The sequence below is a fragment of the Chlorobium sp. genome, from assembly GCF_036528655.1.
Classification (GTDB): domain Bacteria; phylum Bacteroidota; class Chlorobiia; order Chlorobiales; family Chlorobiaceae; genus Chlorobium.
Genome location: NZ_JAIGND010000006.1, coordinates 1 through 22,284 on the forward strand (window position 1 = coordinate 1; position 22,284 = coordinate 22,284).

A 22,284-nucleotide genomic window follows, 5' to 3' on the forward strand; every position below is an offset into this window, starting at 1 on the left:
CTTCGCCTGACGAATGGAATCCTGCTCGGCCATAAGACGCAAAGCTTCACGCATAACCTCACTTGCAGATGTATAGAGCCCGGACTTGACTTTGTCCCGCACCATTTTTTCAAGCGACGGTGTCAGATTAATGTTCATTGCCATGGTTTCCTCCATAGTAACAGTTCTTATACAAATCATGTCAATTTATGACAATCTCTGACAAGAATAAGGCAATAACAACTCTTTAGCCTGCCAGGAGGTCGAGAACCCAGGAATCCCTGATGATTCAACGGCCTGATAAAACAATGAAAACACATCAAGAATCACCCGTCTGTTTTCTTCTGACCTGTTCGATCATGCTGCTTTCCCTCCTGAAGAATAACGTACACAGTTGAGCGTCCAATCTTCATCTGCCGGGCAATATCCGTAGCACCGAGGCCTTTTTCACACAGGGCAAACACTTTGTCTCGGTCGATCAATCGTTTTCTTCCGAACTGAACCCCTTTGGCTTTCGCCTCCAGTCGGCCTTCATTGGTTCGTTCGAGGATCCGCTGCCGTTCCGCCTGGGCAACTGCGGAGAGGATTGTCACCACCATCTTCCCCATCGTCCCTTCGGTACTGATACCGTCATCGAGAAACCGGAGGGCGACACCTATGCGATCAAATTCTTTGATCAGCTGGATCATGTCAGCCGTATCCCTACCAAGCCGGTCGAGTTTCATGATCAGGATGACATCCCCCTCTTCCACCTTGTGACGCAATGCCTGCAGACCATCGCGATCAATAGTTCCGCCGGACTCTTTGTCCGTGAACAGTCGATGCGGTTCTACCCCGGCGGCTTTCAATGCCTTCACCTGCAGATCGAGCGATTGCTGCCCGGTCGATACCCGGGCATATCCGAAGAGCCTCATAGGAAAATTTGTCTGATAAATCAATTCATGGAATGCCACTGTACAGAATACCGAAAAACCGATTTATTAGACGGCGAAAACCGGCCATTTTCGGGTATCTATGAATTTATAACTTATTGGACGACGTATTTCGATAACTTGGAACGTGGCCGCAGGGTGAGCGAACGTCGAAAATCACCGGCGCTGCGCGGCTTTATCGCGCAGCGTCCGGTGGATTGCAAGGTTATCCCACAAAGATTTGCGCTCCGCGTTTTGCTTTCAGATTTGCTTGCTCGGCCTTGATTGATTCCTCCTCCTTCTTCGCGATCCCCCCCCAACGTGTAGCAACCTTCTCAAGTTCGAGGTAGATCGTATGGTCTTTGCAGCGCTGCCGGGTGTACTCGATGTAATTCTCAAAAATCAGGTAGGTATCAATGACCTTCGCGCCGTGAACGCTATATGCGTATCGATCTTTTACGGCTTTGGCATTTACGGCTGCACAAAGCTGCTCGTGCTTATTCAAGAATGTCTTAACGCTGACCCAATTGGCTATGTCGTCGAAGATGACTGGGCAAGCCTCAGGGAGCAGGCGGCGGTGTTCATCTTTCGGTAACTTCTCCAGTGTTGACCAAACGCTCTGCTCAAGTTCTTGAGAGGGCATATTGGATAGCAGAGCATGTTGCGTGTTCGCGCGATTCCAATCATTGGTGATGCGAATCTGGTACCAAACAAAAAATAATCCGACAACTCCGGCAAGAGATGTTATTGCCTGAACTATTGGGGCTACCACGGTACCAATAAATTGCCAATCCATCTGCGTATCCTCAAGGTACTTCTTGTGGGCTAACAATGTTTAGACTGATCTGCCTAATCCAGAAAAAGCGGAAAGCTTCTTTCTGGATAAGACAACTTATTAATCACAACAGCAGGCCAGTTAATTAACTATTATTAAAAAACTTAAAAATATTAACTATCATTCAAACCAAGCGATTTATACTGATCGTTCAAACCCGGCAATAAACATGTAACCAATGCCTTTTCTTTCACTCAATCATTCGTGGCTATCAGTACCTGCAAATCTATACTCGGTGCCGTCGCGGAAAGGGTAATGAATAAGCCGACGGCAAGGCTTACAGTTCTTATTTACGCAAAATAAAACGGATTATCAAGTTTTTGGGACGCTGGCATAATCGATCACTCCCCGATCTTCAGAAACCGGTAGTACGTCGCCCGTGAAATCTTCAGCGTGCTGCATATCTCGCCGACGCTGATGCTGAGGTTTTCGCTCATCTTTCTGGCCATCTGGACTTTCGGGTCATCTGGGGAGATTTTCGGTCGTCCGCCCTTCTTCCCTCTTGCGCAAGCGGCTTTCAAATCGGCTTGTGTTTTTTCCTGAATCAATCGGCGCTCAACCTGTGCAAACATGGCGAAGATGTTGAAGACCATTTCACCGGATGCGGTGGTAGTGTCAATCCAGCAGTCATTGATCGAGCGGAACACGACTCCCCTGCCCTTCAGTTCTGCAACGATTTCGATGAGGTTTTTCCGCGACAGGCCGAGGCGGTGACCGCATTCATGTTGACATAATCGATGTTATGAAACAAAGATTTTGAGGGGTAGCCATCAGAGCTGGTGTGGGCCGCAAAACTCGCGAACGTCTATTAGCAGCGGCCGTGCGTAGCGTCATCCGTCCATTTGGCCGCCGTCATAATATACGGTACAAACTCAGACCCATGTGCAACATGCAATCCCTGATGCTCCAACCCAGCGTGAGCAGTGTTTTCTGTAATGGATTCGGTGAACCGACTCATCAGATGTCCCCCGTACCTTTGGGGTGGGGCGCGGACAGTGTTTCAGCAGTAATATCTTCGCTTTCCTCAAAAGACGGTAAGGATTCGAGCTGAACTTTCAATTCGGACGCAACTGTCTCGGCCAGCTTGATGAAGCCTTCTAAGCGTTCAATTCTTTCTTCGAGTCGCTGCCGGATATCGGCATCGGGGTCTAAGTCCTTTCCAAAATCAGTATTACTCGAAACGAAGCGGATCACGATTTTCGGAACACCGTGTTCTGCCTCGGCGGCATCTGCAAGTTTGACCCACTCCAGGGATTTGTCAATAGCAGACCGTGCTGCTTCAGACAAACAATATCCGATAAGCACCTTCGCCGAGTAATCAAGCCCATCGACCATTGCAAGCCAACTGTCAGCTTCAGATTGTTCCGTGTCTTCATCGTTTGGTCGTCGAGCTGAACGGAAGTAGCGAGGCGTTTCATTATCCGGATCGAGACTCTCGATAGCTCGAATGACTGTTTCTAAATTTTCAAACGGTCGTTTGCCATTTGGTAATTCTGCTCTATGCTTCCAGAGCGCCATAATCGCTTCGAAACAATTCTTCTCGGCCAAACGCTTCTCTTCGCCCGTTGCGTTTTCAACCTTGACGATAAGATCGGCGATATAGTGCGCCATCCAACGGCCAAGGGTATCCACTGAGGTTTCTAATCCAAGCTCATCTACGAGTTTGTGGCCTAAAGCCAAAATGCTGTCAGAGTATGCGAAACTGTCCATCTGCTCCGAGGAGGTAGAGTCTGGCTTTAGTAGGGATTCTATCTTTGTCATCATCAATACCGCTTTTGTATGATTGATAGCGCCGACGGCGCTCAATTTGCACTTCAATAATCAGATCACGGTCATGTTTGGTCAACATCTCGGTCAACAAGCCCAACGACGCTTGAAGCCGACTTCCGCATTCCGGATTTCTGCTTTCGTAGTGCTTGGCCTCATCGTAATGACCCCATACCTGGGATACCATGACAACTGATTTCCCTCTATCTTTCCAAAGTCTGCGATCCGAGTCGGTTTCGAGCCCCATCAAATCAATGATTTGACGCGCGGGCATCGCTGGCGGGAAACTGATCCCCCCGGCCCAACGATCCAGACCATCCAATCCCTGGTTTCCATTATTGTCGACTATCCAACCCTTAAGCGAAAAACCGAACTTATCTATCTCCATATCACTTTCCGCTCTCGGTATCGCGTAATCATAAAAGCTCTTAGCCGTGCCGAGTGCTCTGAGAAGCGAGAGTGACTTATCGGGCGACACTAACGCGCTGTAGATACGGGTCGATTGCTCATTCTCGGAATCAGCATCTGTCCAGTATCCCCAAACGTTAATCATATTGGTGGCCTTGAGCGCCTCATCGAAATCTTCTACAACGAGACTCCGGCATGCGTCACCATCCTCCTTTTGATCCTTCCAAACGGAGCGTTCCAGCGGCGACGGATCGCGTCGATCCCAAAGCCAACGCCCATCCTTTCGTGATAGATCGTGACGGTCGAGCCAGCCTGTAAATTCATCCTCCTCGCCATATCCCGAATCGCGATGCGTAGGCGTACTGGCCAACAGATTTCCAGCAACAACCATCATCGCATGATAAGCATAATAAAACTGGAGCGTGTCAGCGCGTGGATACGAACCGTGAGAATGAATGGTGTAATTGTCTTCGTAGAGCTGTCGTCTGCTCCGCTCATCTTCATCCCATCGCCCGTTAGCTGTGTAACCGAAGTCCGTTCGGATTATTTTAAGCGCCTCTGACTCGATTTCGTTTTGTGACATTGCAAACACACGGCCCAGAGGTTCGTACCAATATGGTCCGATATCGATACCAAAGTAAAAACGATCATCTTCGTTGGTACAGGTTTCCTCTTTTTTCTTATAACGAACGCGCTCGAAGGATTTGGATTCAACGACAGGAAGAGGTGAAACATTAACGTGGGCAAGGCGAACCTTGAGACTATCCCTATCTGCCAATGCCCCATTATTAATGAGCGTGAGCACCGCCCGCGCGGCAAACTGCCTGATAAGAACGTGAGGCTGGTCATTCAAAGCCCAATCCACAAGCTGGTTCGCAAAACGCGCAAGTACCGCTGGAGATTCGACTGCAGCACGCGCTATGCCAATCAGGAACCATTGAAGCGCATGTAGCATATAAAAAGGCAGTTTCGCATCCGCAAAAGGCCTGCTCTTCTTATCTACCGCGAACTGGAAAACATGGCCGAGAACATCTTGTCGTCCCAGAACAACAAGGCCCACAACCACATGCGCACCTTCCCAACGTATGACGGCATCGGGTGCTGCCATGGACGCCCATATGTAGCCTGCCAGCGAGACCTTAACGTCAGTGGGTGGCAAGAGCTCGTTTGACCATGGGCCATCGCCATCTTTTTCTTCCAAAACCGGCGTAAAGAGGTCAAGGCCGAAGCTTAACGCATATAGCGCCTCGTCTTCCGATAGATTGACGGCAAGCAGACTAACTAGCGAGAAGAGTCGATCAGAATCCGCAAGGTCGGGGGATTCTCCAACGGCACCTATTACGACATCAACTATTTCGCCCTCGCTCATCCCCGTCAAGGCGCAGGCAGTCTTGAAGGGCAGCCGTTCATAGTATCGGCTTTTAGCAATTTCCATGCAGTAGCGGCGGCAAAAAGCTTTGAGCGTAACAGCCAGCTCGCGCTTTGTCGCGGGTCGGTCTTTCCATGCATCCGGAACCTGCTCCAAGAAAGTCCGAAAATGGTAAAGACCTAATTCAGGAACGTTGCCAATGACCTGGATGAAGGCTGCTTCAGAGCCAACCGGCACGCGCCCGATGGCTTCCTCAAAAAACTGATCGTGATCCCACGGCGACTCAGTATTTTTGAATGCTGCAAAGGCTTGTGAAAGGCCATCGGCATTGGTCAGATTGCAGCCAGAAAACACGCCATCCCAATCCCGCGCGGACTTGGCTAGCACATAATTTGGGCCGTCAACCTGTTCGTATTTCTCTCGTCTGCCTGCACTCTTTTTTGTCTCATTAAAGGCAATTACCTCATCGAGGCCATCTATCGTCACGTTATGCCTGGAAGTAATTTCCTTGAACCTAGAGAAATCTCCGCCGTTGAATTGCATGTACCGATAAAGATGCGCAGTTGCGGCATCTTTATCTTCGCGTGTTGCGCACTTTGATAGTACGATTTCGAGTAATTGCTCGTATTCCCAATGCGCACGAAAACCGATTAGGGGGAGTGCGTCACGTGCATCCAAGCTTGCGTATTGAATCAATCGACTTATTGCAAGGGGCAGTATCCGTTCAGACCATCCAAAATTTCGGTCTCGCCAGCGGCTCAGTATCGCCAAGGATGACGACGGGCAAAGGCCGCAGAGTGCCTCTATGGTCGATTCCCAGTCGAAGTACTTATCCCGTACAACATAGTCGTACGTTAGTTCGGCGCAGCGTGCGAAATGATAGGCTGTCTCTGGTGAGGGGCGGTCAGTACGAGCGGCACGATCCGCCAAGCCCAAAATCGCGTTCCAGCGTAAAAGATTCTCGTCGCCAATCTTGCTCGCAACTTCAACCGCTTCATTGAAATATGCCTTCGCTTCTGCCTTGCTCACCAATAGAATAGCGCGAGCAGCATCGATGTAGCCTTCGGATTTACTCTCAGCATCGGATCGTTCTTCCTTGGTGAGATTAAACGCTTCGAGAGCAAATTCTATCGCTGCTGCCTTAGTTGTTTCTTTCTGACTGCATAATCGCGCGAGAGTGGTAAGGGTGGGTGTGATGAGCGGCCTCTTCAGGCTGCCCTTCCATTGCGAAAAGGCTGCCAGTGTCGACTCACCCGCCGCATCTAGTCGGCATAAAATGCCCAACCATAGCAGAGCGATCTCATTTGAGGTATGGAAATCATCGCGATAGTAAGCTTTTCCAGCGTTCTTGGACGCCTCATGCGTCCGTTTAAGTTCGTCGTCAAGAGATGCTTTCGTCACATGGCCGAGAAGAGTGGACGCCGAAAGCTGATACCAAGGAAGCAGCGCGCCAATGTCTTCCTGAAACTCCTGGAGATCGCGTGATGTGGAATGCTGGGCTTTCTTGTCCATCTCGACCCGCAGCTCTGGATGGGCCAAGTCGCGGACTTCTAGTACATGCCCCTGTAAAGCCGCACGCAAGCAATAAGCCTGAAGTACTGGAAATCGTGCTTTCGTGAATCGCGAAGAAAGCGTTCGTGGGGGATCGCTCGGGAGATAACGCGAAAGCACCGCCGCTGCCTCGTCCGCATTGCATACCACTTGTTGCAACCCCGCTTCGACCAGTGCGGTTACCGCGCCGAGGACGGATTCCTGAACATCCAATGCGTGGTCGTTCATCAACTTGATGCGTTTGCTGGTGACAAGCCGAAAGGCCCGACGCGTCACTTCAACCGGTGGTATCCGCTGAATCTCACGGAGTTCGGCGGTGATCGCAAGCACAAGGCAAAGGTTGTTACCGGCAGCGTGAGCAAGCGCATCCACGTCCTGGAACCGTCCGTGATCGACAAGACATCTCGCTACAGAACGGCCAACGTGGAATGACACTTCGCGTGGCCTCCAGTCCCCAAGGCTGTGCGCAGCATTTGCGGGACCGTGAATATTAACATGGGCGAGTGTCAGCTCAACGATATCTTGGTATGAAATCTTTTCGTTTTCGCGCTCTTCAGAGGTCAAGCGGCTCCAATTGAGTAACCACTCCTTGGCCAAGCGCAGACGGCTCCGCGCATCACTGGCAAGTTCCGGACGACCTGACAGAAAGGCCGCTTCATAAGCATGATGTGAACCGAGCCAGCCCGAGCCAAATGTACGTCGGGAGACGATTTCCTGAATATGGTCGGGTTCCAGAAACATTGCTGCTAAATCAGTGTTGGCTTGCAGGATTTTTCTTTGCCGATCATCACCGGCTGTCTCACCACCTGCTTTCAGAGCAAGCTTGGCTGCATCAAGGTAGCGCTTCGACCGTAGCCCTGCTTTCAATGCAATTTGCAAACGTTGCAATTCAACATCGTGCTTTTCGAGCGGACTCGTTTCCGGAAGTGCAGATGAGGTAAGGGCTAATTCCACAAGCTCGGAAAATTTCCCAGCCTCCAGCATCAACTGAGGCAAAACCGACGCCACATAAGCACTTGTCGTCGCAAGTGGCATCAGATTCTCGATAAACCTCGCCATAGCGCCAGCTGGCGGCTTAAATTTATCACGAAACCATGTCTCAGCAGGTTCATCGAAAAATTGAAGGGTATCACCGGCCAGGAGTAACGGACGCCCGATGTCAATCGCGAAACTTTTTATAGCCTGTTCGTCAACACCTGACATTTGAGACAAAATTGGGATCGGGATCAGAGGGCGCAGTACCGCCAGACCTTCGCAGATTTTGTCGATCTGGGCTTTTTCAACGAGGCCAACGCTATCCTTCAGCTTTGCAATGGCTCCTTCCAACAAGCTACCAATCGTGTCTTCAACGGTTGTCGGGTTGGGCCCAAGCAAGCGCAGCGTATCTGAAAGGAGATTATTACGCGACAGGGCGAGCGCCTGGACGCGCGGGTTATGAGAACTCAGGCGATGGAATTCGTCGATATCATGTTCGCTTGCGCCTGAGAACCTCTGTTTGAGATGGGCTGCCGTTTCCTCGCGACTGAACGGCTCCAGTTCGCATCGGATCACATTGACTGGTGGATCAAGATAGCCCTGACGATGCGAGCGGCACAGGAAAACCAAACGAACGTTTTCAGGCATTTTCTCCCGGATGAGGTCACGAACGAAAGATCGCGCCTCGCCGATTTCTTCAGCCGCCATCTGAGCGTTGTCCGCCGCGTCCACCACAATGCACAGAAGCGCACCGGGATTGGTAAGCTGTATCAATTTGGCCGCTTGGGTTATACGGTGAACGAATGCTCGCACATAGGACGAAACATCGGCGTGAGACGTGGGAATCAGGAGATGACAGAGGCCCTTTGCAGCAAGTTCATTTGCGATTTGCACAAGCGCGTCTTTATGCCGGTGGCGATAGCCAGATGCGTTGCGGTACTGGCCATTTCCAAAACAGTCATACAAAATGCAAATTGATCCGTCAGGAAGGGTGCGCGCGATACGGGTTGCGAACACCGTCTTTCCAACCCCGGCAGAGGCGTGAACGATGACCGGAGCCCCTGCTCCGAAAATTGCCCTCATAATGTCTGACTCTTGGGCACGGGGAACGGCATTATCCAGACTCTCGATCAAACAAGGAGCGGGAAAGAGCAGGTTTTCGTCAGTGCTCAAAGCCCTTAGGACATCCATCTTGGTGATGGTTGGGTTCTTTTCTCCTTCAGACAGGGCCCTGCGAGTGACAAGTTCCTTCAGTTTCAGGGGGGCATCAACATCGGCTTCTGGCAAATAGTTACTCACATCCTGAAAGAGAATGTTGCGCTGATCCCAGTAATCATCCTGTCGATCTTCGAAATGCAACAGCTTCGAAAACGTAGTGAGGGATTCGCCGCTCAGGGATGTAATTTGTTCGAGTTTCTGGAGTTCGCCCGGATGACGAGGCACTGCCCCAGCTGCGGAATCGGCTACGGCTTCCGCGAAATCCGACCCGATAGGCCTGTTGGTGACAAACCAAAATTGGAGCTTCGCTGAAAGCGCATCGACCGAGACGATCTGGAGCAACTCTTGATAACGCCCAGAAAAACCTTGTATAGTTTTTTTCAGTCCGCTTGCGGTCCAAGGCTCGGTTGCATGCAGCGTCGAATGTTTGAGCTGCATATAGCGGACAAGCCGCGCTTCTTGGATGTTTTCGCTACCGAAATATTCTGCAATATCGATAACATCCTCGCCGGAGCTTACTGGAGACGCGCTCGCTCGTTCGTCCGGCGAAGGCCCCTCGATACTGATTGCAACCAGATCGCTCTGCGCTGACAGAAGCCGCAAGCAGCGGCGTGCCGCCCAAAGATAATGGAACTGATCACCATCGCCGCTAGGGCGTACTAAATTGGTTCGAGACATCTAGCACAAATAATAGTTACAATGTTCGCTATGAGCTTCTCTGCATCCTTCAACCGCACGCGGCTTTCTCGCGGAATTATTTTTGGGCAATTACAAAAAAATATACTGCAAAGACATGGTACGTCAAGCATCCCATCAATCGATGTTTAGGGTTTTAATCTCTACTATCACCTTTTATATGCAGCAACCGCATAATTTTCAATCTGAATTGTGTCCCCCGATATTCAGGAATCGGTAGTACGTCGCCCGTGAAATCTTCAGGGTGCTGCATATCTCGACGACGCTGATGCTGAGGTTTTCGCTCATCTTTCTGGCCATCTGAACCTTCGGGTCATCTGGAGAGATTTTCGGTCGTCCGCCCTTCTTCCCTCTCGCTCGGGCGGCTTTAAGGCCCGCCTGAGTCCGCTCCTGAATGAGTCGGCGCTCGAACTGGGCCAGGGTGGCGAAGATGTTGAAGACCATTTCACCGGATGCGGTGGTGGTGTCGATGCCGCCGTCACTGATCGAGCGGAAGCCGACTCCCTTACCTTTCAGCTCTTCGACGATTTCGATGAGGTGTTTCAGTGACCGGCCAAGGCGGTCGAGTCTCCAGATGACGAGAGTATCACCGGCCTTCAGCTCCTTCATGCAGGCAGTGAGGCCAAGGCGTTCGGATTTCGATCCGCTGGCTTTGTCGATGAAAATGAGTTTTTCAGGGATGCCGACCTGTTTGAGGGCATCGAGCTGGAGGTTGAGTTCCTGGCCGCTTGTCGAAACTCTGGCATAGCCGATCAGTCGGCCGGTTTTTGGGGTTGTGTCGGTCATTCTTAAAAAACTCCTCTTTTTACGAGTATTTAAGCCATAGATAGATGATACGTTTTTTCGAGACAGATAACCGCAGAAAAAGGGGGGTTTCCTGCCTCTTCACCGTTGTCTCATAAAACGACCGTTTGTCAAGAGATCGACGTTAACCATAATGAGCTCTCCAGCGCCGAAGTTGTCGGCTATTACCGTGATCTTTGGCACGTCGAGCAGGCGTTTCACATGAGTAAATCAGATCTGAAAGCCCGGCCGATCTTCCATTTCACGAAAGATTGCCATCAGAGCTCATATACTTGTCTACTTCATGGTCTTGATGATGGGAAAATATCTGGAGATCAAAACGGGTGTATCACTTCGACAAATTCGCGATCAACTGCGGGGACGCCAAGGAGGTAATTGTCCGTGATAAACGAACCGGAGAATTGCATAGCTTACCCATGAATATTCAAGAATTCACTAACAATCCTCTTCTGCAATTCATTAGTGCAGAGTTTTCGCACTAAGGGCAGAAGTCAGGACCCAATTCGACATACTCTTCTTCCTACGGAACTTCACCATCAGCCCCTGCTCCGATCCAATCATTGGTGATTTTATCCCAATCGATTGAACGAGGTTCCTCCTTAGTCCAGACATTCCAGAAATCAGGATCATCAGATGCTGGTCTCTGATGATCATCTAAATGTTGGACTTCTAGGAGCGCGGGCACCTTTGAAGCAATACCTAACAGAATACAATGGCGAGTTGGCAGACTTGGTAATTCCCGAAGCAACCCACGAGCATTATCAGGAACCAAGCGGGAGATCAGCTCTTGATCCCGATCATTCGTAATCCGGTGGAGGAGGAAAGAGTTGCATTGAGACAGTACCGTTTCAGATAGTTCAGACGGCCTCTGTGATGACAGCACAAGACCCAATCCGAACTTGCGGCCCTCCCTGGCAACACGCTCAAATATCCCTCGGCACATATCTGCAGGACTTGGGATGTCGTCGCCATGAGGAAGACGCTTTGCCACGAATGTGTGTGCTTCTTCCAGAACGAGTACAGTGGGTAAGTTCTGATTATTGTGTTTTCGGTAACGCTGCAGTGATTCCAGTATTAGACGTGATGAAACAGCAATAACAAGATGGAGAATTTCATAAGGAACAAGGGACAGGTCTATTACGGCCACCGAACCATTAGCTCCACCATCGGAGCCGACATGAAGGTCGAGCCAATCTTTTAGAGACACTGAGGAATCGGGGTTGATGACGCCATTCATTCTCGGATCTGACATGATCCCCTTGATCCGCATCGTCAGAGTAGAAATGAATTGGGACGCCGAGCCACCTTCTTGCATTGCCAATGATTCAAGATGCTCAGCCAGCACCTGAGGATCAAAGGGCAGCGGAGAATCTTCGTTCACCGTCCCAACGTCTTCGCCTTGGGGAAACCCTTGGAGGATATTTTCGATCCATTGATCGACAGTGTTCAAATCGTTGTCGCCAAAATCATTGAAGCCAGTTCTTCCACCGCTTGTCCATTTTCTACTATCAACCACTTGAGTAATGGCTGGCACCGCACGCTCTGTTCTTGTTTTTATGTCACCAGCGAGAGTGGAACAGTAGGATGTAATATCTTCGATAAATCGGCTTAGTTGCTGTCCGCAATTGTTATTGATAGGGAAGCCAGATGCGCCCGTGCCAGCAAACTGCAACAAATAAGACTTTAGCGACTTACAACGAGCCCTCAGTCGATTTTCGATGGTGAGCGTTATTTGTTTATTCGATCTTAAATTTCGCAAAGCTTCCTGTAACAATGGCCTCTGGGCGCGTGGTGCCGCCTGAGCAACGGCTACCCACTCGGAGCTATTCCACATCCAGGCAGGTAAAGTGAATTCAGCGGCATCGGTGTTGGTAAGCGGTGGAACCTGAAATACCCTGCAGCCCGCTCCCAAGTCCTGAAAACATTTCGAATACTCACCATTAGGATCAAGGATTATGAAACGTGCGTTTGGATTGTCTTGTCCGCTTTGAGCTTCCTCGGCTCCCGCAGGGATCTCGGGTTTCTTGATGGATTTTTGAGCCGATTCAACGGCAGATCGCACCAAGGCCGCCAAAGTGCACGACTTACCACTGCCCGTGTTACCCAAAACGGCAAGATGGCGGCCAAACAGCTTGTCAGGGTCAACCGCGATTGGCGCATCATGCGCGATAGGACAGGTACCCAGCGGAACTCGGCTGTCCTTTCCTTGGCCGGTAACTATGGCAATGGTTTGATCCCTTGTTGGCAGAATTACTGGGTCGCCAACGGATGGGAAACTCTGGACACCTCTTTCGAGCCGCCAATTATTCTTTTCCGAATGAAGTGTTCCAATTGGACAGACTGCCATTTTTCTCAGCGGGAATGGCAGATCGATCAAGCCGAAATCCTTCAGCCCTTGTCGTTTGGGATAGGTCGATCTTTCCACCCCCAGCCATACGACGATTCCAACTACGGCTCCGGATTCGTTGGGCAGAAGAACGAAGCTATTTATTCTCGGAAATGGGGTCGGGACACCTGTGTTGAGAGCCGTATTTCTGGGAGAATCAATGTCCAGCAACACCTTGATTTCATCTGGAGCAACACTCTCTACCGTTCCGATTGTCAAGGATGAAATTTTGAAAATCGGTGAACTCATCTCTCTTCCTCCTCATCTTTGCGGACGGCTGGTTCCCAACCCCGATTCCGAAGCAATTCAGCTTGCCTGATGGTGATGCGGTCAATGGCTGGTTTCGGGAGATAGTTTTCGACCAAGGTCGGCATGTTCCCAAAGTGCGGTCCGATCAATAACGATATCTGCGCTTTTCTGCCGACGTGCTTGCAGAAGGAGCTAATCCGCATCCCTTCATCACCGAAGGAAATAATGACCAGATGAGTCGATGGAATCGTCAGCATGTCGGCGATGGTACGGTTGATGTGCTCGTCACCAAATCCATAACCATAGGTGACAAGAACCGAGTTCGGGCGGCAGACCGCAGCTGCATAATCGCGGAATAGCTCGACGTAGGGGTATTCGGATGTCTCCCGATCCTTAGCGGAGTTTGGGTAGATCATTACGGAATCGCATGGCTGGTCGTTGATCGCCGGATGGTCATCCTGCGGGCCAAATGGCAACCCAACCTTTCTTACAAAACCTTTTCGGTAAATCCAGTCCAATGACCCGTGAAGCTTTGTTAAACGAACTACGCCTTCTAGATAACGTGGCTCACCACGTATGCCGGGTGGGTTGTAGTGCATATCGATATCCAAGCGTGAAGACCTGAAAATCGGTTCAAGGCTGCCAACGAAGCGATCAAGTAAATGAAGCCCTGCCAGATCCGCACCATATTCGATTAATCGATCGTAATTGGTCGTGAAGATATGGAGACGCTCTCTTGTCGCTATCCGGCTGGAAAAGCTAAGAAGAAAAGAAACGAGCATGACAAGCGGATCGAGGTTCTCCGAAGCTTCTTTCCCGGCTGCAGGTTCTGCATCTGCTGGTTCTGGTGCCGCGCATTTTTCGACCGCTGATTTCAGATTCCGCTCGGTTTTGGAGATACCGTTCAGAAACTTTTTGAACAAAGCATCAAGGGCGGCGATGACCACGGTGTGACGGTCATCGCCCAGAATTTTCAAACCTTGGGCCAACGAGTTGGCGGCCCGGATCTGATCCTCAATATTTGCCTCACCACGTTCCATAGCCTCAGCGGCCTTCTGGGCAGCCTCCTTCAGCTTGTCGTCCAGAGGGAAGCCACCATAGTCACAAGCCATGTCGGCTGAGCTGGTTCCAGCCTGATGTGCAGCTGCTTTTGTGAAACCGCTGCCAAGCAAGAGAGCAAGATGCTCGCTCTGAAAAACAGCCGCCAGCCAGGGCTCAATATGCTTTTTCTGGAGCTCGATGCTTTTGCTGTCACCCGGGTTTTGGACGTCAAGGTTTTCCTCGTTCCCGATGCGATAAACGTGAGTTCCCCATGGCTTTGTAGTCATTTCACCATCTCCATTAACTTGGCAAAAAGCTTGTCGATATACCTATCACGGTCATCGGTCATGAAAAGCACATGCCTTTCCTCAAGCCCATCCTGTGTGTCGCCCCATTTCAATTGCGGATATGGAGTCCATGACAGGATAAAGCTGTTGAGAATGACAGCCGGGTCGTTGAGACGCTGCTCGATGTCCTTGATCCGTTTGTGGAACAATATTTTCTCGCTTCCTGGGCCTTCGTGGAGCAGGCCGTGCGGCTCGATGAAGGTGACATACTGTTTCCCTCCGACAAGCAACCAGAGGATAAAATCCGGGTGGAAGTTGCCTGCCTCGAAGAAGCCGACACCTTTGCCCCGGCTCATGTTTCTGAGCAGGAAAAGCTCCATTCCGTCTTTTTCCTGTAGGGTTTTGTGGCCATCACACCAGTCCTTCAGATCAGTGACAAACTGATATTCGCTTTCGTTGAGGGCGACAGGCAGAATTGTTATTTTGCCGCCTCGACGGACATGAAAAAGCGGCTGGAACAGGTGTCTGCCGAAATTACAGGCTTGCAGATCACCAACTTTCAGCAGGTCATCCTTCTTCTGCTCCAGATCTTTCTTGATCTGCTCGATTCCCTGAATAACCTGCTCTTCATCGCCATCGACGATAAGCTGGTAAAACTCCTCTTGCGGAATATTGTCGTCATCGGGAGTCAGGTCGCGAAGTTCGAGACGCGGTTCGATGTACTCCCGCTTGCAGTAGTTGTAATAGTGCTCGCAATACCGTTTCAGAAGCTCTGAGGCCACCTGCTGCAACAACAGGACGCCATCAAAGCTAGTCGGATTCAGCCGGGCTTCAGGCAAGTAGAGTGTGTACCATCCGGGGTTCCTGAGCAGGCTGGTAATTCCCTGCTTGGTAATGTTGAAATTATACCAGCTTTTCGAACGCTTGTACTGTTCAAGTTCAAAAAAGAGCTGATCGTAATCCAGCAGGGCCAGATGCTGTTCGCGCAAGGAAACCTTGTCTTTGCTGGTTACTGTAACCGCGCCTCGTGAACGAATGGCTTGAATGCGAGGATACCAGTCAGAAACAACGGTATTGTGCGTCATATAATCCGGAACATGACCGACCGCAGGAACCGGAGCATCTTTTTTGAAGTCGTATTCCTTGCCATCAGAGGCTTTCCGTTTTGGTCGAAGGATTTTGAGCTTTTTGCCGAAATCATAGGTGACATTCAGGGGAATCATGATGACTTTGCGACGCTCGTTGCCGGGAAGCCCTTCTTCTCTCAGGAAATCGCGGAACTTCTCCATGAAATCGGCCTCAATACCAAACACGTTCAGGGTTTCCAGCTCCTCGATGAAGTTTGGTTTAACCGGTGCGTGGGTGTGGCCGCTGCGCTTCAAGCTCCATTGATATCCTTTCAACCGAACGCCACGGCCAAAAAGCTGAATGATCTGCGCCCCTTCGGACTTCCCGACGTGCATCAGGCCCATCGTGCTGACTCTCCAGCAATCCCATCCTTCGATGAATTTCTTGGAACCGATGAGCAGGTTGACCTTTGAAGTAGAATCCTTCACCGAAGCAAACATCGCTTCGGTAAAGTCACTGTCCTCAACCTGAAGGCGAACGCCGTTCTGCTTTGCGACCTCCTCGACATGCTCGCAAAGGCTTTTGGCATCACCGACATTTATCAGGCCGAATGGCTCGTCTGCATTGCCAACTCTCAGCGCCACTTCACCTGATTCGCCTTTGATCCGGTCAAGAAACAAGGTGCCTCCGGCAGCATTGTTGAACAGCCTTGAGAGAATATCCCGGAAAAGATCGTCGATGGTCTCACCTGCGTTCATTGCCTGAGCCAGCCAGATAAAGGCTCCGGCAAAAATATCGTTTCCATCCTTGTCCAACAGGCCGGTATCCTGACCTTTGCCGGTAAGCAAGGCATTGATGGCGTTCTGGCTCTCGGTCTGCTTTTCAAGAAACTCAGCTATGAAACAGATAATCTGGGCGACATCGGCAGCAACAATCTTTTCATCACTGGTGCCTCCCTTCGCCTTGGAAACGGTGCTTCCGACAAACACCCATAACGGCTTTTCAAGATTGAAGGCCTCGAACTCGCGGGTTTTCTCCTCATAAATCCGCAACTGCTGGTAAAATTTGAGCAAGCAGGCCGTCAGGTAGGCAAACTGAACCTGCGCAAATGTTGCGGGCATGTTCAGAATCTGATAGTCCTTGCCGAACCCGTCTTCGTAAAACCACCGGTAGGAGTAGTCGAACAGCACGGCTTTTGCATACCCGTTTTCAAAATCAGCTTTTCCGGAAGCCTGAACAGCCTGTTCAAACGTTGCAGAATACTCGAAGGTGAATCCCTTGGCGCAAAGCTCTGAGCGCCGCCTGAACCATGCACCTTCCTCCTTACCGCTCATTCCCCGATGGCCTTCATCGACCAGGAGCAGGTTCTGGTCGCCAAGACTGCGGGTAGCAATGGTATTGGGGCCTTCCTGTTCGCCGAGTTTGGTGATTTCAAGCACATCGACCCGCTTCAATCCGGTTGCCTGCGTAAACAGGTTATGCCCCTCCTGCGCAAAATGCGCGGCAAGCAAACTGCTCTCCCTGAACTCTGCGATGTGTTGTTCGGATAGGCGCTCATTCGGCGTGAGTAGAATCACCCGTGAAAGCTCACTCGCTTTTCCACTTCTTTCAGCATAGTAGCGATACTGGAGAAGATTGACATGCATCAGAAGCGTCTTGCCGCTGCCGGTGGCGTTCTGAAGGCAGAGCTTGTTGAGATCATCATCACGATACGGCGGCACCGCAGCGAAAGGCTTTTCCCTGTTGCTCCAATGCTGGTTGAAGCGCTCGACAAAGGCGTTCAGTTCCGAAAGCAGGGCCTCTCGATCTCTGAAAAAGCGGTCGAGGTAGATTTCGGTGAACAGCAACGTCAGCCACTGGTAATATTTCCAGATAACCGGGCGATGGCGGTTCTCGTTGATCGCCCTGGTATGGCTGACGATATTCTCCTCATATCTGAGCAGCATTTCGCGGCTGATGCGGAACCGGTCGTTTTCAACGCCAGCCATTGAAAACAGAGGGCTATCGCCGAGGTAGTGATAGAAGTAATGCAGATTATCCTTGTCCAGCCCCTCAAGGCGGGCGTCCCTGATCGGATCGGCAAGCAGACGGAATGGCCTAACCTTCTGACCCCTAAGAATGTGCTCGGCAAGGGGATCGATACCAAAAAGGCTTATCAGCCATTGATTGAGCAGCAGCTTGTTGCGAAAGCCATGAGATTGCGGGCCTTTTGATTTACCTCTCGCCATGCTCACCTCCCTCACCACCATCTTCAATGGCGGATTCAATCAGTCTGCGCTCTTTTTCAATTTCAAGTCTCAGCTCCTCCTCGGTTGGCAAATAGAGCATGTATTTGGAGGCGAATATCTGGCGGTTCTCGTTCAAGACAGAGTACCGGGCAATCGTTTCATTTTTCTTGGCGCAAAGAATCAGGCCAATGGTTGGATTATCCCCCGGAGTCAGGTATTTGTCATCGAACATGCGAACATAGCTGTCCATCTGCCCAACGTCCTGATGGGTGAGTTCCCCAATTTTCAGGTCAATCAGCAAGTAGCACTTCAGAATGCAGTTGTAGAAGACCAGATCGACATAGAAGTAGTCTGCGTCAAATTGCAGGCGCTTCTGCCGTCCGAGAAAGGCGAAGCCTTTGCCAAGTTCGAGCAGGAAGGACTGAAGGTTTTGAATAATCGCAGATTCAAGCCCCGATTCATGCAGAACATCGGCTTCGGGAAGCCCCAGAAAATCGAGAATATAGGGATTGCGAATGGCGTCCGCCGCCGTTTGCAGCACCTGTCCCTGGCGGGCAAGCTTCATCACCGCTGCCTTGTCGCGGCTTTTCAGGAGGCGGGCAAAGAGAAACGAATGAATCTGGCGTTTCAGATGATCGACCTCCCAGCCCTCTTTTTCAGCTTCGATCTCATAAAAGAGGCGTTCGTTGACGTTTTCCACCCCCATCAGCACCTGATAGTGTGACCAGCTCAGCACAGGAGAAAATCCTCTGAGAGCAGCGCTCGTCTCAACAGCCATTGACATGTCTTCCAAAACGCCAGATTGGGTCTGGCGTTTTGAGTCAGGCGTCAATTCGCCAGATCCGATCTGGCGAATCTCGGGGTGACGATCTGCGTAAACGGTATAAAAGTTTCGGATATAACGCAGATTGGTCGAGGAAAACCCTCTGCCGTAGCGGGTTTTCAGACGAGCGGACAGCTCCTCGATGACTTGCTTTCCATATTCGGCCCGTTGCTGGCCGCCCTGTAGTTCCTGCACGATTTCCCGGCCAATCAGCCAGTAAGCCAGTACCATGTTGGTATTGGCGGCTCGCAGCACATTTCCCCTTGCCTGTTCCAGAATGGAGACAACACGGTCGAACAGTGAATTGCCTTTCGGCTGTATCAGATCGCTCATCCTTCAACCTCCCACATGCGCTTCATGAACTCTTCTTCGATGAGGCGCACCTTCCAGTTGTCGCCATCGAGCTTCAGGTTGGGCAGGTTATTGCTGCCGTTGACGTAGATGGTATCGAACTCGAAATCGCGGGTGCTGATGCGGTTCTTCTGGAACCATTCGTCAAGCATCAGATTATCCTCTTCGATATTGCCGGTGAGCTTGCGCCAGACGATAAGCACCTTTTCGCGCTGTCCGTTGTTTGGATTCGCCGAATCTTTCGGAACCCATCCTTCAACCTTGCGGAACCACCAAAGCCCTTCGGCTTGCTGCCGGATACGGCCATCAACAACAAGCTTGGTATGCTGGTCTTCGGGCAGTTCGGGGTCTTGAATCCGCTTGAACGCTGCCTGAAAGGTTTGCGGAACAGAACTATGCTCGACCCGAAGACCGATCAGATAGTTGAAGGTCTCGATCAGATCAACCGGGCGGATGATGTATTCGTCTGTGCCCGGTTTTTTGACCTTCAGGGTATAAGCGGTTGGGTCAGCAAAGGCATCGATATTGAGCAACGATTGGCTCCCCCGTGTCGCCACATCGAGCAGATAGTGAAGCATGTAATCCTCTTTTAGGGAAGAATTAGCAGCTAATGATTTCTGCCGCTGAGGATTGTCATCGAATCGGAGATTATTGAGCGCGTCTTCGTAGGATTCAAGACGAAGGTATTTGAAGCAATGAGAAATTCCGCTCTCACGAGCAGTAGGCTTGCCGTCTTTCCAGTTTTCGGAATAGGCAACTTTAGCGATGCGGGGTTTGAGCACTGTGTCAAAATGATCACCCATTTCTACCAATACATATTTTCTATTCCCATCATCTTCTCTGTTTAATGAGATAACTGCATGTCCAGTAGTTCCAGAGCCTGCAAAATAATCGAGCACTGGGCTATCATTGACTCCATTTAGGGATGCGTGGATACAGTCACTGACCAAATGGATGGATTTCGGATACAGTGGTGGCAATTCCCTAGTCACCGGGACAATATCCCCGACCAGCTCGGTGCCATATTTTTTTGCACTATATTTTTTCTCTATCCAAACAGTTTTGTAGTTAATTCTGTTCTTGCAACGCTCTATTCTGATCTCGCCAGTCTTACGATCAACTTTTGTAGATAATTCATCTTTGCATAGCTCAACTGTATTTCTTGCCAAGACCCACTTTCGTTCAACACCATCAAAGTCGATTGGGTAAACCTCTATGACCCCGTCATCCCTAACCAGATTTCTTATAGGGTGAAAATCATCAGCGCAAATATCACCGAACCCGACGATTTCTTTTCCTTTTACAAAAATTGGATAAAAACAATTCTTTCCTGATTGCCTCAGATAATTACCAGAACTTCCCTTTGCTGTATTCATAAGATCTCTCACATCAGGGTTGTCATCCCTGTTTTCCATTGCAATTACTTTACGATCGGATGAATGCATAAACAGCGCATATTCTCCTGATCCCGAGAAGTTCTTCCCCATTGTTCCGCTTGGATTGTGAATAACAGACACTGTTGTACATTCCTTTTGTGGCCAGATAGACCCTACTAACTCAATTAAACGATGAGCCTCTGCCGAGTCTATGGCAATGCAATGAACACCATTTTCTGTGACCTCAAATTCACGAGACTGATTCAATAAGGGCGACATCAGCGTGAGCCAAGATGAGTGTTTATAGGTATTTTTGTATAAAATAGCATTGGATTCCGTATTATATGGAGGGTCAATATATATTGACTTTAGTTGTCCCCTGTACCTTTCAATAATCAATGACAAGGCATGAGAATTATAGGAATGAATCAACAATCCATCACATTGCTCATCGAATTTTTCAATCGAAGCCAATACCCTTGACTTGAAGCTTTCATCGAAAAGCCGGGTGTCCAGCACCAGCTTGTTGTTGGCCTTGAGAAACTCAACCGTCAACGGCCGTGAGAAACCCGGAATACATGCGTCGATGAGGTCACCAGCCGATGTCTGAATCTCATCGATAGCAAACAGATTGATCCACTCCTCACACTGCGCCTCGTTGGCGACCACTTCAGGATAAAGCTCTTCCGGAACCCGGTCGAGCGTGATGCAATAGTTGGTTTCGACCACGAACTTCTTCTTGAGCCAGAGCTTTTTCTGGAAATCTTCGAGCTGGGCCAGAAAATCGATCAGCTTGCCAGCAATCCTGCGCAGCACCTTGATCTTCGCCAGATAGCTTTCAACCGAGGGAGCATCGGCATTCTCTATATCATCGAGCCGCATCACCTCGTTCTTGATATAGAAATCCAGCTCCCGCCGCAGAAACCCGCCGAGGTCTTTATGGATGAAGTAATCCATCGTATTGCGAGCCGTGTACTGGTAGAGGTACTTGGCCAGCAAGATGCGGTTCTTGTCGCTCTCTGTACCGGCAGGAATCTTCAGCATTCTCAGGTATTCCGATGCCCGCTCCGCCTGTTCACCACCATGAACAACTAGCATCTGAAGCCGCTCCTGAATGCGCTGCACTGTCTCAGCATTGCGTTTGTCTCGCCAGGTATTCTCCTGCCCTGTTTTTTCCGGATCAGGACGGTACTCGAAATTGATGACCAGTTCCCCGGATTCAATCAGCACAACCGGGTTATCGTCGTGAAGAATGAAAAACCGCTTGGTAGCTTCAGAGGCCTTGACATTTCCATGCTCACCTTCGCTGGCTTCCACAATCCTGAAATGAACCTTGAGTGGTGACTCGCTCTCGGCAACGAATAATCCGGCATCCTCTTTCTTCCGTAGCGCTTGAACCTCATCAGCCTGCCTCAGATCGAAGGTGTAATTGGAGAAGTACTCAGCCGATTTGATGTAGTACTGGTCAGCGTTAGCCCAATGAAGCTTGACCTCCTCGCCGTTGTAAGGCACGGCAAAAGGAGCCGCCTTTCCAGAGGTTTCGCGTGTATAGTATCTGCGGGAGATAAAGTCACCGGCATCATAATAGCGCTCGAAGAAACGGTAGAGATGGTCATACACCTCAGCCTCGGCACCGGCCATCTCCTTGACAGCATCATAAGCAGCTCGCGCCTCTTTGACTTTGGGAGAATTTTCAGGATCAGCCACCCCATAGTCCGTTGCGGCCCGAATCTCTTTCTCTATGTTCGCTTTCAGCTCCGCCTTCCGAACTTCATCCGCATTACCGAATGCCTCTTCCACAATCTTCAGAAGATCGGTGCTGACGAACTCCTGCACCTCCTGCGCCTTGGCATGCATGATGCGGTAGAACCCGAAATCGAGATCAGGCTGGTCGAGCTGAAAAAGTTCAGTGAGCTTCTTGAGCAAACGGCTACGAAGCTGTTCAACAGTGGGCATATTTGT

The 22,284-nt window shown here is 50.3% G+C and carries 12 protein-coding genes; all 12 read right to left on the bottom strand.

All coding sequences use genetic code 11. The features are described from left to right. On the bottom strand, positions 1 to 144 hold a 144-nt coding region (locus tag K4305_RS02075; protein WP_442880417.1), incomplete at its 3' end, for a type II toxin-antitoxin system ParD family antitoxin. 161 nt (positions 145 to 305) lie between these two features. Next, positions 306 to 893, bottom strand: coding sequence for a recombinase family protein (locus K4305_RS02080; RefSeq protein ID WP_331560680.1), 588 nt, complete (start codon positions 891 to 893; stop codon positions 306 to 308). Positions 894 to 1,116: 223 nt separating this feature from the next. Next, on the bottom strand, positions 1,117 to 1,722 hold the full coding sequence (locus K4305_RS02085) for a DUF4760 domain-containing protein (protein WP_331560681.1): 606 nt from the start codon (positions 1,720 to 1,722) through the stop codon (positions 1,117 to 1,119). A 344-nt stretch (positions 1,723 to 2,066) separates the two neighbouring features. Then, positions 2,067 to 2,426 carry a recombinase family protein gene (locus K4305_RS02090; RefSeq protein WP_331560978.1) on the bottom strand — a complete coding sequence of 120 codons (360 nt, stop codon included), beginning with the start codon at positions 2,424 to 2,426 and terminating at the stop codon, positions 2,067 to 2,069. A 256-nt stretch (positions 2,427 to 2,682) separates the two neighbouring features. Further along, positions 2,683 to 3,435, bottom strand: coding sequence for an AVAST type 3 anti-phage proein Avs3b (gene avs3b, locus K4305_RS02095; RefSeq protein ID WP_331560682.1), 753 nt, complete (start codon positions 3,433 to 3,435; stop codon positions 2,683 to 2,685). Next, positions 3,413 to 9,691, bottom strand: a complete 6,279-nt coding sequence (gene avs3a, locus K4305_RS02100) for an AVAST type 3 anti-phage nuclease/ATPase Avs3a (protein WP_331560683.1) — start codon at positions 9,689 to 9,691, stop codon at positions 3,413 to 3,415. The genes avs3b and avs3a overlap by 23 nt, the downstream gene beginning before the upstream one ends. A 198-nt stretch (positions 9,692 to 9,889) precedes the next feature. Then, positions 9,890 to 10,495 carry a recombinase family protein gene (locus tag K4305_RS02105; RefSeq protein ID WP_331560684.1) on the bottom strand — a complete coding sequence of 202 codons (606 nt, stop codon included), beginning with the start codon at positions 10,493 to 10,495 and terminating at the stop codon, positions 9,890 to 9,892. A 538-nt stretch (positions 10,496 to 11,033) separates the two neighbouring features. Beyond that, on the bottom strand, positions 11,034 to 13,148 hold the full coding sequence (locus K4305_RS02110) for an ATP-binding protein (RefSeq protein WP_331560685.1): 2,115 nt from the start codon (positions 13,146 to 13,148) through the stop codon (positions 11,034 to 11,036). Then, positions 13,145 to 14,476, bottom strand: a complete 1,332-nt coding sequence (locus tag K4305_RS02115; RefSeq protein WP_331560686.1) for an SIR2 family protein — start codon at positions 14,474 to 14,476, stop codon at positions 13,145 to 13,147. Before K4305_RS02115 ends, K4305_RS02110 begins: the two co-directional genes overlap by 4 nt. After that, positions 14,473 to 17,811: a DEAD/DEAH box helicase family protein gene (locus tag K4305_RS02120; protein ID WP_331560687.1), complete on the bottom strand. Its 3,339-nt coding sequence runs from the start codon at positions 17,809 to 17,811 to the stop codon at positions 14,473 to 14,475. The genes K4305_RS02115 and K4305_RS02120 overlap by 4 nt, the downstream gene beginning before the upstream one ends. Further along, a complete protein-coding gene (locus K4305_RS02125; protein WP_331560688.1) occupies positions 17,759 to 18,928 on the bottom strand; it encodes a PDDEXK nuclease domain-containing protein in 1,170 nt (389 codons plus the stop codon). The genes K4305_RS02120 and K4305_RS02125 overlap by 53 nt, the downstream gene beginning before the upstream one ends. Beyond that, positions 18,925 to 22,278 carry a DNA methyltransferase gene (locus tag K4305_RS02130; RefSeq protein ID WP_331560689.1) on the bottom strand — a complete coding sequence of 1,118 codons (3,354 nt, stop codon included), beginning with the start codon at positions 22,276 to 22,278 and terminating at the stop codon, positions 18,925 to 18,927. Before K4305_RS02130 ends, K4305_RS02125 begins: the two co-directional genes overlap by 4 nt. Positions 22,279 to 22,284 lie beyond the last annotated feature (6 nt).

What these genes read in the sequence shown, in the direction of transcription:
- K4305_RS02105 (WP_331560684.1), bottom strand. Translation starts at nt 10,495, where the DNA reads ATGACCGACACAACCCCAAAAACCGGCCGACTGATCGGCTATGCCAGA.
- avs3a (WP_331560683.1), bottom strand. Translation starts at nt 9,691, where the DNA reads ATGTCTCGAACCAATTTAGTACGCCCTAGCGGCGATGGTGATCAGTTC.
- K4305_RS02130 (WP_331560689.1), bottom strand. Translation starts at nt 22,278, where the DNA reads ATGCCCACTGTTGAACAGCTTCGTAGCCGTTTGCTCAAGAAGCTCACT.
- avs3b (WP_331560682.1), bottom strand. Translation starts at nt 3,435, where the DNA reads ATGGACAGTTTCGCATACTCTGACAGCATTTTGGCTTTAGGCCACAAA.
- K4305_RS02115 (WP_331560686.1), bottom strand. Translation starts at nt 14,476, where the DNA reads ATGACTACAAAGCCATGGGGAACTCACGTTTATCGCATCGGGAACGAG.
- K4305_RS02110 (WP_331560685.1), bottom strand. Translation starts at nt 13,148, where the DNA reads ATGAGTTCACCGATTTTCAAAATTTCATCCTTGACAATCGGAACGGTA.
- K4305_RS02125 (WP_331560688.1), bottom strand. Translation starts at nt 18,928, where the DNA reads ATGAGCGATCTGATACAGCCGAAAGGCAATTCACTGTTCGACCGTGTT.
- K4305_RS02080 (WP_331560680.1), bottom strand. Translation starts at nt 893, where the DNA reads ATGAGGCTCTTCGGATATGCCCGGGTATCGACCGGGCAGCAATCGCTC.